The organism is Pantoea sp. X-Soil-ISGK-285, assembly GCF_059730815.1.
On the sequence record NZ_AP035939.1, the window covers coordinates 478,816 to 493,687 of the forward strand.

General features: G+C 50.9%; 11 protein-coding genes. 5 read left to right on the forward strand and 6 right to left on the reverse strand.

What is annotated here, in order from left to right; all coding sequences use genetic code 11:
- The first annotated feature begins 41 nt into the window (after positions 1–41).
- Positions 42–743 carry a glutathione S-transferase family protein gene (locus AC6I8B_RS21585; protein WP_157353317.1) on the forward strand — a complete coding sequence of 234 codons (702 nt, stop codon included), beginning with the start codon at positions 42–44 and terminating at the stop codon, positions 741–743.
- A 250-nt stretch (positions 744–993) separates the two neighbouring features.
- The gene (locus AC6I8B_RS21590) at positions 994–1,557 is read left to right on the forward strand and encodes a TetR/AcrR family transcriptional regulator (protein ID WP_033768693.1); all 564 of its coding nucleotides are present in this window, start codon (positions 994–996) and stop codon (positions 1,555–1,557) included.
- A 206-nt stretch (positions 1,558–1,763) separates the two neighbouring features.
- Here the strand turns inward: AC6I8B_RS21590 and AC6I8B_RS21595 are convergent, their stop codons facing one another.
- Complete coding sequence (locus tag AC6I8B_RS21595; protein WP_191920357.1) at positions 1,764–1,919, reverse strand: hypothetical protein; 156 nt, start codon at positions 1,917–1,919, stop codon at positions 1,764–1,766.
- A gap of 320 nt (positions 1,920–2,239) precedes the next feature.
- Between AC6I8B_RS21595 and AC6I8B_RS21600 the strand changes: the two genes are divergently transcribed.
- From AC6I8B_RS21600 to AC6I8B_RS21610, 3 genes are all read left to right on the forward strand, one after another.
- Positions 2,240–4,447: a DUF4401 domain-containing protein gene (locus tag AC6I8B_RS21600; RefSeq protein WP_497817759.1), complete on the forward strand. Its 2,208-nt coding sequence runs from the start codon at positions 2,240–2,242 to the stop codon at positions 4,445–4,447.
- Positions 4,440–4,970: a GDYXXLXY domain-containing protein gene (locus tag AC6I8B_RS21605; RefSeq protein ID WP_061703341.1), complete on the forward strand. Its 531-nt coding sequence runs from the start codon at positions 4,440–4,442 to the stop codon at positions 4,968–4,970. The genes AC6I8B_RS21600 and AC6I8B_RS21605 overlap by 8 nt, the downstream gene beginning before the upstream one ends.
- Before the next feature lie 190 nt (positions 4,971–5,160).
- A complete protein-coding gene (locus AC6I8B_RS21610) occupies positions 5,161–5,574 on the forward strand; it encodes a hypothetical protein (protein WP_033773682.1) in 414 nt (137 codons plus the stop codon).
- Between the two features lie 221 nt (positions 5,575–5,795).
- Here the strand turns inward: AC6I8B_RS21610 and AC6I8B_RS21615 are convergent, their stop codons facing one another.
- The 5 genes from AC6I8B_RS21615 to AC6I8B_RS21635 all read right to left on the reverse strand — a co-directional run bounded on the left by AC6I8B_RS21615 (position 5,796) and on the right by AC6I8B_RS21635 (position 14,626).
- Positions 5,796–6,800 carry a hypothetical protein gene (locus tag AC6I8B_RS21615; RefSeq protein ID WP_497817760.1) on the reverse strand — a complete coding sequence of 335 codons (1,005 nt, stop codon included), beginning with the start codon at positions 6,798–6,800 and terminating at the stop codon, positions 5,796–5,798.
- A 371-nt stretch (positions 6,801–7,171) separates the two neighbouring features.
- Positions 7,172–7,777 carry a hypothetical protein gene (locus AC6I8B_RS21620; RefSeq protein WP_124890465.1) on the reverse strand — a complete coding sequence of 202 codons (606 nt, stop codon included), beginning with the start codon at positions 7,775–7,777 and terminating at the stop codon, positions 7,172–7,174.
- A gap of 200 nt (positions 7,778–7,977) precedes the next feature.
- The gene (locus AC6I8B_RS21625; protein ID WP_033761129.1) at positions 7,978–8,325 is read right to left on the reverse strand and encodes a cupin domain-containing protein; all 348 of its coding nucleotides are present in this window, start codon (positions 8,323–8,325) and stop codon (positions 7,978–7,980) included.
- Between the two features lie 352 nt (positions 8,326–8,677).
- Complete coding sequence (locus AC6I8B_RS21630) at positions 8,678–12,802, reverse strand: BapA prefix-like domain-containing protein (protein ID WP_157353313.1); 4,125 nt, start codon at positions 12,800–12,802, stop codon at positions 8,678–8,680.
- 606 nt (positions 12,803–13,408) lie between these two features.
- A complete protein-coding gene (locus AC6I8B_RS21635; protein ID WP_497817761.1) occupies positions 13,409–14,626 on the reverse strand; it encodes a cupin domain-containing protein in 1,218 nt (405 codons plus the stop codon).
- Positions 14,627–14,872 lie beyond the last annotated feature (246 nt).

The window sequence follows — 14,872 nt, forward strand, 5'->3', positions numbered from 1 at the left end:
CGTTAGTTAGGTATCCCAACCATCAACCTGTAGGATCGACCATGACTGCTAAACTTCACCTTTTCACTTCACCTTCGGCCTTTCCTAATCCACAACGCCTGCGGCTTTTCATGCACGAAAAGGGCATCGCTGACCAGTTTGCCGAGACCATCTATGACATGTCCCCTGGAGGAGAGCAGCGTGGCTGGCGACATTTGAATATGAATCCGTGGGGCGAAACACCTACCCTTGAACTGGCTGACGGGAGTTATATTTCTGAAACGGCTGCCATCGTTCGCTATCTTGATCAGGAGTATCCGGGCCGCAAGATTATGGGAGAAACAGCACTGGAACAGGGGCTGGATAATATGTGGGATAACCGGGTGTGGGTGCATATCCTGTACCGCATCGTTACAGCGTTCCACGTGTTGCACACCGGCCTCGGCTTCAGGCTGGAATTGACCAAAAATGAGGCCTGGGGAGAACACTGCCGTAAAGAAGCTTTGGCTCACGCCGCGCTGGTTAATCGCCATCTTTCAGACGGCCGCGAATGGCTGCTCGGCGGCGATGCCCCGACCTTCTCGGATATTACTCTGGCGACCGCGATCGCCTTCTCGAAATTCCCGGTCAATGCCACTCCACTGGACGAGCGTTTTGAGTTCTTAGATGCGTACTGGCAGCGCTGGACAAAACGTCCTGCCTTCCAGGCGGCCTACGCCGATCGCAACAGCGGCATTCCTGAGCTGGATTCGCCAGCCCGGTAATAGCACCACTCGATGTAAACTCCGGTACGCCGGGTTAGTTATCTACTGACTTTCCCGGTGACCAGAGTGCTTATGATAGCGTCGGCTGTCGATGTTACTTGCTAAACCATGATGCAATGACGTCTGCCTGAGCACCCTGGATGCATTGAACTTACTGTTTTCCATGGCAATCACCCTGTCACCCGGTAAGCGTTTGCTGTAAATTAGCGTTCTCTATTTAAGAGATCATCCCAATACCAAAGGCATCAAGATGAGCGTCAACACCAGGGAAGCCATTTTGCAGGCGGCCAGGAAAATTGCCCAATCTCAGGGCTATAACGGTTTGAATTTCCGCGACCTCGCGCAGGATGTGGGTATCAAAGCGGCGAGTATTTACTACTATTTTCCAGGCAAAGCCGAGTTGGGTATTGCCGTTGCCAGACGATACTGGGAGGACGGTGCGCTCGCACTCGAGATGATCGAATCAGAAAGCCCATCACCCATTGACGCGCTGCGTCGCTTTCCTGAAATCTTCCGAAGATCACTTGAGGCCGAAAATCGTCTCTGCCTGGGCAGTTTCATGGGCGCTGAAAAAGATACCTTACCTCCTGAAATGAATGCAGAAATACAGAAGTTTGCTGATGTGAACATTGCATGGCTGAACAGACTGCTGGTGGCTGCGAAGGTGTGCGATTCAGGTGAGAGTGAATCCAGAGCACGTGCAATTTTCACGGCCATTGCTGGTGCCCAGCTTATCGCCAGAAGTCGCTCAGATATCTCGCTTTTTGATTCACTGGTGGATTCATACCGCGCCTTCGGACCTCTGCCAGCATAGCAACTGCCCGCAATCCGATTCAGCGAATGGGCGGTTTTCTGCACGCGCGCCCAATGCGGCGCGGCGTCCGGTAGCGTATGTGCTTTTCCACTCAGGAACTCACCCCTTTGAATCAATGCGCGACGGGCCAGGGTAAAAGTATTACGCCGTGTCTCATCATCACCTGCGATAAAGGAGTGAAACCTCGGTTCAGGAAAGCGTTTATTTCAGCGGTTCAGGCAGCTAACAATCCACAATTTGCTGTCCGACTGCGGTTTCTTTAGCGGCTTCAGGCCAATAGTCGTGGCAATCAGCTTATCATCAACCGTAAGCGTCCCCTGCTCGGTCACCCGATAATCTTTACGCTTCTTACCTTTCAGCAACGCGGGTGATGCGGTACCCCTGAGAGTACAGCAGTTAAACCTGGCTACTGGGATAGAGTTCGTCGGGGGCGGATGTCATGTTCACGCAGCACAAATACGGCCGTGACACTACTTGATCACAATAATGCGGCAGATTGCGCAGAGTTCCCCCCTCGCCTTTGATTTACGCTGTTATATCCTGGAAAAGATGTTTACATTTGTTCAGCAAAATTATCGGCCACTCAGCAGAGCGTCTCTGACCGACACGCGGATTGATCGCAGGGAAGAACAGCCGTTAATTTCATCATCAAAGTCATACCGCAAACAGAGGCAGGGAAAGAATGAGGGAGCTTGCACCCGATGGCATCACCGGGATGCCGTCACGGACGGCAGAGTATCTTTGTCGCCAGATCGCACGCCTGCTAAAAGGAGGAAGCCTGACCCCGGAGACCTGCCAGCGTATCTTTGCTTTCTGTGGAATCAGACCTTCAGATGCTCAGTGGCGTCAGTTTCTTATCCCGGTTCTTTCCTGTCTGGGATTACTGTCTCTGGTTGCCGGAGCGGTGTTCTTTATTGCCTGGAACTGGGCCTGGCTGCCGAAAATGGCGAAATTTGCCCTTGCCGAGCTGTTGATCGTCGCGCTGGCGGTGGTTGTCTGGTGGCGCTGGTACAGCACGCTGGCACGCAACGCATTACTGGCGACAGGGCTAAGCTTCGGTGCCCTTTTTGCGCTGTATGGACAGATTTATCAGACCGGTGCTGACAGCTGGGAGCTATTCCGGGCCTGGTTATACGTTCTTCTGCCGCTGGCGCTGATTGCACGGCAAAACAGCCTGTGGTTTTGCAGCTGGCTGGTCGCTAATCTGGCGTTCCAGCTCTATTACAACACCCTGCCGTCGTCACTGCTGGATCTCGCCGCGTCTGACAGTTTAGCCAGGCTCCCGACCACTGTGCTCTACGGATATCTGGCGTTGCTGGCAGCCTGCCTGATTGTCAGGGAAGCGCTGGCGTGGCGCGCGATAACACATCAGCCCGAGAGCTGGCTGGCAAGCAGCTGGTTCTCGCGAGTCATGGCGGGATTTTTACTGCTTCAGCTAACCGCCATTGTGGCCGGGAACCTCTCTGACTGGGCCGGCGGTGACCACCTTCCTTATATCACGGGCGGTTGGGTGATCACCCTGCTGGCAGGTTATTACCTGTACCGTTACCGCTATCCGGATCTCTGCATGCTGACGCTGGGCATCGCCAGCCTGACCATTGTTGGCTGTGCGCTAATTATGCAGTTATTTCTTTTAGCCTACGATACGGGTGATCTGTTTTTGACCGGCATCCTGATGGCGTTCTGGGTGGCGGTAAATGGTTCAATTCTGCTGAAATGGCAACGCAAACTGGTTGAAAAGGGGCCAATTGATCTGGCTCCGGCCAGGCTGACCTTACTGACAGACACTTTGCGTCAGCAGGGTTTGCTGAGCGCCTCGCAGGTTGAGGAAATTAAGCAGCGCGGTCACGCATCCGACCTGCCCTGGTATCTGAGGCTAGCGCTAAGCGTCGGAGGCTGGGTGGCAGCGATCATCATTCTGTTATTGATGATACTGATGCTCTATGCCACTGATCTGCTGGAAGACCCGAATGCTGCCACCCTTATTATTCCTTCGCTGCTGCTTGCCGCCATTGCACGTGGCTTGTTAAGCAGTCAGCGTGACGGTAAACATCACCTCGGGCTGGCATGGGCGATTGCGGCAACGTGCGGGCTGATAACCGGTGTTCTGCTGCAAATTCAGAGCAATGACGTCAGCTTTATTATGCTGAGTTCACTGACTGCCTTGCCGATCCTGGCCGCAATGGCGATGGCGATGCCCGACCGCACTTTTCGGTTTATGGCCATCACTGCCCTGACCTTTTTCCTGGTGCTGGCGGGCTACTCTCTGACCCGGATCTGCCTGTCTCCGATGGCTGCACGCCTTGTTGTGTCCGTACTGGTGGCGGCGGTCATATTTTTGTGGACGTGGACTGTCAGTCATCAGTTGAGGTTACAGGCAGGGCCGTATGCTGACGCGGTACATCCTCTGCTGTATGGCATCCCGTGTGGTCTGATGTTGCTGAGTTTCCTCGGTATAAACGCGGCGTATCTAACGGATTTCCTCTGGTCAGCATCGCAATTTTCCACGCTTCAGTCTGCGACTGGCCCAGGGATCGCGGCTGGCTTAGTGCTGAGTGCGCTCAGTCAGAAAAGGCATAGCCAGCCGCTGTTTTCGATTATCACGCTGCCCGCTGCACTTATCTGCGGGGCTGCCGCCCTCTATGCACCGGGTATAGGGCTGGGATTGTGGTTAATTCTGATGGCACGTTATCAGGGAAGTCTGGGGTTGCTGGTGGTCAGTGGCGGTTTCATGGTGTTGTATGTCATTGGCTGGTATTACTTCCTGGAGGTAATTCTGCTGCAGAAATCCCTGCTGCTGCTGGTCAGCGGTCTGGTTTTACTGGGGCTGGCATGGGGAGTCAAAAAAGTATTACCTGCACAAATCGGAGGTGCCAGTGAAAATGCATAAACAGAGCCGATGGCTGGCTGGCGCTGTGATAGCGCTGGCGCTGATAGCCGTCAATGTCAGCATCTGGCAAAAAGAGCAGTTGCTGAAGCAAGGTGCGGTCATGATTTTGCCTCTTGCCCCGGTTGATCCGCGATCCCTGATGCAGGGTGATTACATGGCGCTGAATTATGCCCTCACCCGCCCGCTGGAACTGACGTTGTATCAACAGGCTGAGTCCTGTGGCGCGACCCTGTCAGCGCCATGCCTGCCCACCAGCGGAACCCTGATTGTTGACCTCGATGCGCAGCGTCATGCGACTCAGGCCCGTTTTGATCAGGGTGAACCTCTGCAGCCGAATCAGCTACGGGTAAAATACCATCAACATTATGGCTCGCTGACCGTCGGTACTAACGCTTATTTCTTTCAGGAAGGTCATGCCGACAGATTCGCGCAGGCGCGTTACGGGGCATTTCGGGTGGGAAGCGATGGCACAGCACTCCTGACGGATCTGCTTGATGAGCAGGGTAAAGCGATTCAGCCTTAAGGATGCGAGACGCTCACTGGCCTGGCGCTAAATACCCTGACAGGCGGCCTTAATGTCCTTATTGCCCGGATGCCCGTCACAGGTCGGCAAAAGGATGCTGCGCCGGCATCCTGTTTTGCGATCAAGCCTCGTGCCGAAAATTTAAGCGAGTAAGCTGCATCAATATAGCTGCTCAGACATAGAGAAAATTATGCCGAACATTATTGACGACAACTGGATTAGGATATCTGTGATATCAGCAATATTTAGTAGTGTCGTGGGTTCATTACTGGTTTTAACCTATCTTTCCTTGGGAAAAAGCAGTACACCCGTAGTGGGTTTAATTTTTACTTATTTTTTCATCGTTATGGTGAGTATTATTGGCACCACGATGGGCTCAATGATAATCGGCATGCCATTAGCGATGATTTCAAAGCGATTTTATCCTGACGCTGCCCTGAAGGGGAGCTTTTTTATCGTGTGCTCTGCGCTCTTCATGTGGCTGGTTGTACTGGCATGGCCTGTTATCAGGATATGTGAAACGCCTTATTCGGATATTTTGCTTTTAAGCCCCTATGCCTTCTGTTCAGCTGCTGCACTTGCTTATCTGGTTTACTGGGATTGATGCGTATCATATCAATCAGGATCGGGGCAGCAGGACCGTTAATGAAAAGAACTAATAGTATCATTTTTCAGCCAGACATATAGAAACAGGTTAGTCCAGGGTGTCGGAATTCGGATGTTTCCCCCCCCCCCCTGAGAGCAGTTTCAATTACAGACTCACCTGGATGTTAATTAGATAATGTTTACGTGGCAGCACGTGATCACATTTTGCCTGCCAGATAATCATGGATTCTGCTCGAAATACTGTTTATCCATCTCGACAAGTTTCTTTTGTAATCCTGTCTCACCTTCAACCACTTCGTAAAATTTACTGTAAGTATACAGATAAATACGCTCGGATGACGCAAACATAAACATGTCTGGTGAAGCCATATTTGAGAAGCGACTGATCACTTCAGGCTGTAAAAAGATGACATCATTCCCGATGTGACCAATCACTCCGCGCCCCCAGTTTCCCGCACGAAAAAAGGTATCTGGATTGCTATATCCCGTGCATCTGGTGAGCCCATGCTCCGGACAGGAGACAACAGAAAGAAGATGAAATTTACTCAGATCTAAATCACCAACATTATAGCCACCGACATAGGTTGAGCCATTACTTTTGAAGACATTGTAAATACGCCATTTATCATCCTTTCCAAATGGAAAAATAACCTGGAAATCTTCCGGGTTAACCTCTTTTATCTTCTCGCTCCGGAAATATACAGACGATTCATCTTGCGCGTAGCTCGCTAATTGTTCCGATTGCCAGTATGGCCGGGTAGTCTTAACGTAATTAACCGGTCGAAACGTAGAGGAGTATTTAGCCACTAAATAAAGATCGCGCTTTTCTATTTTATTGACCTGCATGGGCTTTGCTGTTAAGCAACCCCAGGAAGTGATGTTATAAATTAAACCTGAAGTATCGCCCGTCCCAGTAATGCAGGGAGAGTGTTCGTAATTAATTTTACTCACCCAGTAAATATTGTTCTTAATGGATACATAGTTACTGAAAACAGGCCGTATATCATTTGAACATTGCTGACTTACCTGAAATAAGTTATCTCTCTCACCATTCTGGTTAAATTTACCATGAACAGATTCGCTACAGACATTAAGGACAGGCCTGCCACGCACATCACTTTGCATTGGCCGACTTACATCGAAAATATATTTTAAGAAAATAAAAATCAGAAATACTCCAGTAATTAACCCTATCCTGACAAAGATACTATGGTTTGACTTCATGTGTTATTCCCTTTAACCGCTATCCTGGTATCACATCAGATAGTGCAGACCGAAGGTAAACGGCAAGCGCGCCGCCTGGCATGAACGCTATTCAACATAATTAATGCTTTTCCGGGATCATGCATTCTGCAGCATAGCCCGCATTTAATTTTATATCTGCCCACATAACACTGTTTCTTTGGGGTACGGAGCGTAAATCTTCAGTGTAATCATTTTCTCATCTTCCCATGCTTCCTTGTCTGGTGGCGCAGGTTTAAAAACCCCGGTGTGCTGGGCACGGCTAATGAACCCGGTTTACAGACATAAATAGATGATGAGTTTTAGCGGACACATTATATTTTGCCTGGTATAGAGGTCAGGCCTGTGGTTGCTTACCACCCTATCGACTTGCACTGACTGAATTCAGTTTTTGGAACAATGAGCGCCATATGGTTTTCTGCCATGCACTGTTTAAAAACCTGCTCTTTGTAACGGCCCGCCTGTAAACCCAGCATGGTGCTGGACCGTTCCGCTGCGTTATTTTCAATGTAAGAGCCACAATTTTCTTTGAACTCCTGAGGATTATCGCTATAAGACATCGACCATTTCAGCTGAGCTTCAACTGAATCATCTGATTGATGCTGGGGGACGGCTTTTACTGGTTCCAGGCCAGAATAGAGTGGATTGCCGAGTAATTTCTGTGCAAATTGTTGATTTTCTGCGGTTAAACGTCCGGTTTTACACATCTGCAGATAGATCTGCGAAAGCCGTTGCTCCTCAGCATCGGCAGCATGGGTGCATTCCTCCAGGACTTGTTCATTAGTCTTAGCCGGTTTTTTATCTGTGGATCTCCAGTAACTATTTTTAAAGTCCGGTACCGTGCCTTCAGTGGTGCCAAAAGGGCAAAGTGCACTGGCGCAACCCAGTAAAAACATGGGCACACACGTCAACGTCAGAACACGTAACAGGGAAAACGCTTTAAGACTGCTTTTGTTCATTTTATTTTCACTTTAGTCAGCTGCGGAAATGGGGTCTGAGCAATGTCATTATTTTTAATGTTCCGCTTTTCGCTCATAGCGGACCTACCGAAACGCAGGTCAGGTTTGTGCCTGAAGCAGGCGTTGCAAATACTCAGTTAAGTTAACACCTGGCGCGCAGTCCTTACCTTAAGACAAGCCATTGCGGTGTTCATAATTCGTCAGCAGGATGAAGGAAGGTCAGAACGATCTCCTCGCGTCGTTGGGTGCGAAATTACAATAAACTCTACAGGAAACTCAGTGTCGTTTCTGGCTTGATGTTTTGACCCCGGTGGAATTTCTAGCCCCTGCAGGGCTTTAATATTATGCATCTTACCCTCCAGTTCCATTGAAAGAACACCATCGAGAACAAAGAAAAATTGTCTGGAAACGGAGTGAAAGTGTCGCTTTTCAGAAGTGCCGGCAGGCATTTTCTCATGAATAACCAGCATATCCTGACGGTTTACCAGATACCAACCATCGCAATTGTCGCCCCAGAAATAATGCTCTGCATTTTCCTTTGAAATCATCATCCTTCTCCTGTTTACACGCGCCCATCTATCAACATCTTAAGAAAGTGATACCGAGATGTATTATCGATTCTCAACAGGTTATGCTTTTGATTATTTACCTAAAGATCTGAACTGCATCGTTCAATATATCTGGTAGTTATCAATGTATTGGGAAAGCAGAATTTTATCTGCCTATAATGTCCGCTTTTCGCTCATAGCGGAAATTAGCCTGACGTCAGTCTTCCCTATACCGGCAGCGTAGGTTCGCACGCCATTAGAGAATAGCTACGCTGGGCACTCGTATGCGCTTCACTGGCAATCTTAATTGCGGAAAATGGCCAGGGAAGAAAATCCGCCCCGGCCATCTGATTTAAGCCAGTTGTAAGTGAAGATTATGTTGCATCAGGATATCAGCCAGCGAACCTTCATGGCTGGCAGAGGCATTGTGATACAGGTCGTACTGCTGACCGTTACTAATACGCTGCCCATCCTCGCTCCAGACGCCGCCTTCAATGTTACTTAGCGTAACCACATTGCCGTCCGCGTCTTTTATCGTCGGCGCCTCACTCGCATTGTCGTTCATTGGCAACGGCTCTTTTTGCCCCAGATTGACGCTATTACTGCTGAAAGCGCCCAGATTAATGACCTCAGCGTTGCCTGATCTCAGCCCAAGCGTGGCAAAATCAAACGCCTCATGCGCACCATTCAGCTGAAACGAATCGTCATCGGCAGCACCGTTCAGGCTGGTGTGCAGATTTGAATATAAAAGCGAGAGCGTTTCACTGTTTACTGTTCCAGAGAGATGGAGATTGTCAGCCATATCAGGATGAAGAGACGCGTGCTCCAGTGTGATAGCACTATGGCTTTCCGAATTGCTGCCATCTTCTGTGTTGCTGCTGTTCACAGTTGTGGCATTGATCAGGTTGTCCTGCGCTGCGGTTGCAATACTCAGCTTCGGCTGCGGCTCGGCCATATAAAGCTCGACGTTTTGCGAAACGTGGTTAACGTTTCCGGCAGCATCACGAATAGTTGCGGTAATCCTGTGCTCGCCCGGTTCAGGCGTGAGTGCGTCCAGCGTTTCAAGCTGCACGGCCCACGTGCCTTTGCTGGTCACACTGGTTTGCCACTCGTGGTCGCCAGGCCTGACAGTAACAATATCACCGGCTTCACCCGTACCTGATACATGCTGATCATGGCTGGAGGCAAGGTTGATTTGCTGCCCCTCTGTGAGGTGAGTAAAAGCGATTTTGGGTGCGCAGACATCCACCTGATAGCTGGTCGTTATCGTAGCCGTATGGCCAGCCGCGTCGCTAGCAGTCACGACAATGTCATGCTGCCCCTTGCCGAAACCTGTTTTCATCGTCCCCGGCGCCAGTGGCAGGCTCCAGTGACCGTCGTCGCTTACTGCCGCATTGTGATGTTTACCACCAATAATCACCGATACCGTCTGACCGCTGCCGGTGACGCCCGTTGTGCCGGTCAGCATCGAGCCCTCTTTTTTCTCCGCACGGTTCAGCCAGCCGTCACCAAATGGCGTATCAATTTCAGGTGCAGGCTGACCTGGAATATCGACCTCTGGCGTAGTATTGCTTCCATCGGTGGGATTATCGGGGGTGACCGGTGGCAACGGATCGCCGCTGTTATCACTGACCGGAGAAGTCAGATCCGCTGTGACGTAACCACTCTGTTCAAACCAGTTTCCGGCGCCATCCAGCACGCCAAACGACAGGAAGTTGCCGCCCTGGGAAAGCTCCGACGCGCTGATTTCCGCGCGCCAGTTGCCATCTGCCTCTACCACGGCATAATTCCAGTGGAAGGTATCAGAAACCTGCACCGCAAAAGTCTTAAGCGGCAGCGGCGCTTCAAGCGTGCCGCTGATAACGTACCAGGTCTGACCGTCATGCTGGACCGCATCCGCCAGCGTGATGTCGTTAACGGTGACTTTCGGGTTGCTGCTGTTGTAGTGGGTAATCAGCAGCAGATTCTGGCTGAGGCTGGTACTGTTTCCATTCAGATCCGTTGCACTGACCTGAATGGTATAGTTGCCATCCTTGATAGTTTTCACGTCGCTGTCAGAGAGCTGAACCTGCCACTGATTCTGATAGACACTGCCCTGCCAGGTTCTGCCGTCAAGGGTCAGTTCAACCGGCGTGCCGGAGGGAAGATGGGCGGCAGTGCCGGTGAAGATAATGCCGTATATCCCCTCCTGGTAACTGACCGCATTGTCGCCGGTGATCGGATCAAGGGTCAGCTGCGGCAACGCCTCAGTAGCGAAGATTTGCACGCCTGCTGAGGCATAACCTTTGTTTCCCGCTTCGTCGGTTGTTTCAGCAATAGCACGGTAGCTCCCTTCCTCCATTCCCTGCAGCGTTTCCGCGGGAACTGAGAACTGCCACTGGCCATTTTGATCGACGATGCCGCTCCAGTGGGAGGCCCCAAAATTAACTTCAATCGTGCTGCCGGCTTCGCCTCTGCCGGAGATCATCAGCGGGCTGCTGATTTCATGACTATCGATCACCCCGTCCCCTGCCAGTGTATTAATCGTGACAAGAGGATCCTGCGTATCGGTAATAAACGTCGTCTCCGTAATACCGGACTGGCCCCAGCGATCGGTGGCGGTTAGCGTAACGGAATGACTCCCCTCGGCTAAATCTGCTTCCATCAGCTGCCCGGTGGAGAGTGAGACAAGCCAGTTGCCCAGACTGTCCACAGCGCCCGCATAGTGAACACCATCTACGGTCAGATCGATCTTCTGGCCCGCCCCGGTCACACCAGTGGAGCCGCTCAGCGTAACAGGCTCGAAGCGTTCATGTGCGTTCATAAACCCGTCGACAAACGGCGTGTCTATAGTCGGCTGTGGCGGGATAGCGTCTGATGGCGGTGCTGACGCCTCTACGGTAATGACTTTGTTTGCGGTGGTCGTACCGCCAACGCTGTTTTCAAAGGTTACGCTGATGTGGTTAGACCCTACCGGCAGCACCTGCAGATCGGCAGACGGCAGGGTAACACTCCAGCTGCCGTCAGCGGCCGGCGTTGTGGTATAGGTCTGACCGTTCAGCATTATGGTCAGCGTGCTCTCTGCGGCGAGGTTCGCTGTGGTGCCGCTGAACGTCTGTGGGGAGAGCTTCTCCTCAGCGCTTAACACGCCGTCACCAGTAAAACTGTTAATGGTTAAAGAAGGGGGCGTGCTGACAGGCGGAATCGACGTGCCACCATCGGCGGGTGGCGTGTTGCCACCATCCGTTGGATTGTCATCGATAACCGGCGGAACCCCATTGCCGCCTTCAACGGGCGTAATAAGGTCGGCTGTGACATTGCCACTCTGTTCAAACCAGTTTCCGGCACCATCCAGCACGCCAAACGACAAGAAGTTGCCGCCCTGGGAAAGCTCCGACGCGCTGATTTCCGCGCGCCAGCTGCCATCTGCCTCTACCACGGCATAATTCCAGTGGAAAGTATCAGAAACCTGCACCGCAAAATTCTTAAGCGGCAGCGGCGCTTCAAGCGTGCCGCTGATAACGTACCAGGTCTGACCGTCATGCTGGACCGCATCCGCCAGTGTGATGTCGTTAACGGTGACTTTCGGGTTGCTGCTGTTGTAGTGGGTAATCAGCAGCAGATTCTGGCTGAGGCTGGTACTGTTTCCATTCAGATCCGTTGCACTGACCTGAATGGTATAGTTGCCATCCTTGATAGTTTTCACGTCGCTGTCAGAGAGCTGAACCTGCCACTGATCCTGGTAGACGCTGCCCTGCCAGGTTCTGCCGTCAAGGGTCAGTTCAACCGGCGTGCCGGAGGGGAGATGGGCGGCGGAGCCGGTGAAGATAATGCCGTATATCCCCTCCTGGTAACTGACCGCATTGTCGCCGGTAACCGGATCAAGAGTCAGCGCCGGTAATGGAATGGCGCTGGCCTTCATAGCGTCGGAGGTGGCGGGGGCATCTGAAGCTGTTGCTGACTCAACCTGGGGCGTAAGCGTTAAGGTTGAATCAGCTTCGCTGGTCGTCGCCCTCAGGGCGACAGCTGCTCCGTTTAACGGCGTGCCTGACGGGATCAGAATCTGGCTTTGGGTAGACTCTACGATTGATAACGCGGGATCTGACTCTGGACTGGCAGGGAATGGCATTGGAGATGTTGCAGAAGCTGGAGATTGCCAGACAGGTGTCAGCGTGGTGACAGTCTGAGCATCGCCGGAAACGTCTGTGCTGAACTGTGCCTCCTGAAATAAACTTCCCTGCTGGAAAAGCATTTTACTCTGCTGGCCTGCAACCTCAGTAAAGAAATTCTGATAGCGAAGCGTATCGCTCTCGTGCAGGTTAAGAATGAGATCGTCACCCTGTTTCTGAAAAGAAGAAATCTGAGAAGGTGAGCTTTGCAGCGTGATAAGAGCGGGTTCGCTCAGAATAGATTGTGATTTTCCTTCAGTGGACTGAGACAATGGGTGACCGCTTTTCAGCGATATGACCGTGGCGCGGCCCGTTCCTGAAAATGCCATGGAAATCTCCTTATATACCAGTTATTAAGTAGGCAATGCCGTTGGAAATAAAGTGACGCTTTACTTATTTCAGGCACGCAACGGCCAGCGCCAATAAAGGTGCTGAGGCAGAGCCGGCACTCAACGCATTAAACGCAATTCGTAGCAACAATAAAGGGCATAACCAGAGCCAGATTAAATGTTCGTTTTTGAAAACAGATTATTTCTGCTGGCAAAATAAAAAGTACCATTCTTTGCAAGAGTCCGGGCATCGGCTCAATTAACCTTTACTGACTTCAACGACGTATCGTCAGGAAAAGTGAATAGTTGATGCTGGATAGACATAAGCTAAACTTCGTTTTCATGTCTGGCTACCAGGTAAAATCTGGAAATGTCCCCTGTTAATAGCAGATGCTTCATGATGATTTAACTGCCCTGCTGTCTCAGTTTAGTAACGACTTCCCCATCCCTGTAAGAGCAATGCTGATGCTATTGCACCATTTTAAGTGGCAGGTGGGATATTGCATTACCGATATAAGTGTCCGCTTTATGCTAAAAGCGGACACTTTAATTTAAACAGGAATAAGTCAGCGTCAATCCTTATTAATCAGGTAACGACTGAGCCAGTTACTTCACCACCGGGTTCTTTTTAAGTGAAAGCATGTTCATAAACTCTTCATCCAGGTGCAGGTGTTGCCGGACAAGTTCAGCTGGTGTACTGGCGAGCCACTGGTTAAGCGAAATATCGGCATAGTAATCACTTTTAAAAAGCTCTAGAAAACGCAGTGGTCCCTTACCGGTGTTTTCGATGTAGTGTCCCATAGCAAAAGGAACATATCCCACATCGCCGGCGCGGTAGTCAAAAGTCCTTGCCTGACCGGATGATGCAAAGACCCCCATCCGTCCCTCTCCTTCAAGGTAATACTGCCATTCATCATTGTTAGGATGCCAGTGCAGCTCGCGCAGTCCGCCTGGCTCAATTTCTACCAGTGCGGCAGCAATCGTTTTTGAAACCGGAAAATTAGATGAATCCGTAATCCTGACGGTTCCTCCCGGCGCGCGGACCGGATCCTGAGCCAGCATCTTGTGGGTAAAGCGGATTTTCGACTTCACCCCGCCTTTTATACTGTCTGATTCCAAGCTGCCCGGAACGTTGCCGGCAAAAATGTACTCATCATCAGGTGAAGGCAGGTGAGAAAATGAAGATACCGGAACCCTGAAGTTTTTGGCGAGAATTTCCGGGGGAATATGCCTGAACCAGTCTGACAGCAGAAAAGTGCTATCCTCATCAAAATTTCCGTCGTCAAAAGCCAGTAAAAATTCACAGCCGTCGGGACCGAGACCCTGAATCGAATGGGGAATACCGGGCGGAAAATACCATAGGTCACCTGCAGCGATATCATCAACAAACCATCCTCCGCTGGCGTCAAAAGCGGTAATCCGCGCGTTGCCATAAGTCATGTAAGCCCACTCCCCCTCTTTATGCCAGTGCAGTTCGCGAATACCTCCGGCATTGAGGCGCATGTCCACACCCGCAATCGTCGTAGATATGCCCAGCTCCCGCTGCGTCACCTGACGCGTCCAGCCACCGCTTCCTTTGCGTACGTGCGCATCACTGAAAGAAAAGCGAAGGTTTGGCAGCGTTCCGCTGTCGGTAACGGGCGAATTTACGATGTCCGGACTTTCAGCCTCACGAATAGGGTCATGTGGTCCGGGATCTCGTCCTCCGCTCCCTGCCGGAAACGTCTTTACGCCGTTGTCATGTGCCATGGCCTGACCCGCCGCAAGCGCGACCGTTCCTCCTGCCGCAAAAGCCATAAAATGTCTTCTTGTCAGTGTTTTCATATTCATCCCTCTTAATAATCTTTTTATAAACGGTATTATTTTTGTTACCGCCATAAAGTTATAAGCGGGCTGAATGCGGAGGGAAAAACAACTTTGTAACACTGTGGAAAGAGTGCAGCTTTCACGCAAATAGTAAAGATACTTGAATGTATTAAGAAAGATTAATGTTGTTTAATCAACGTATAGTTATAAAGGGATTATCCTGTGCTTAAGCGCACTAATCGTCAATTAATGTGGGTCTTTTTG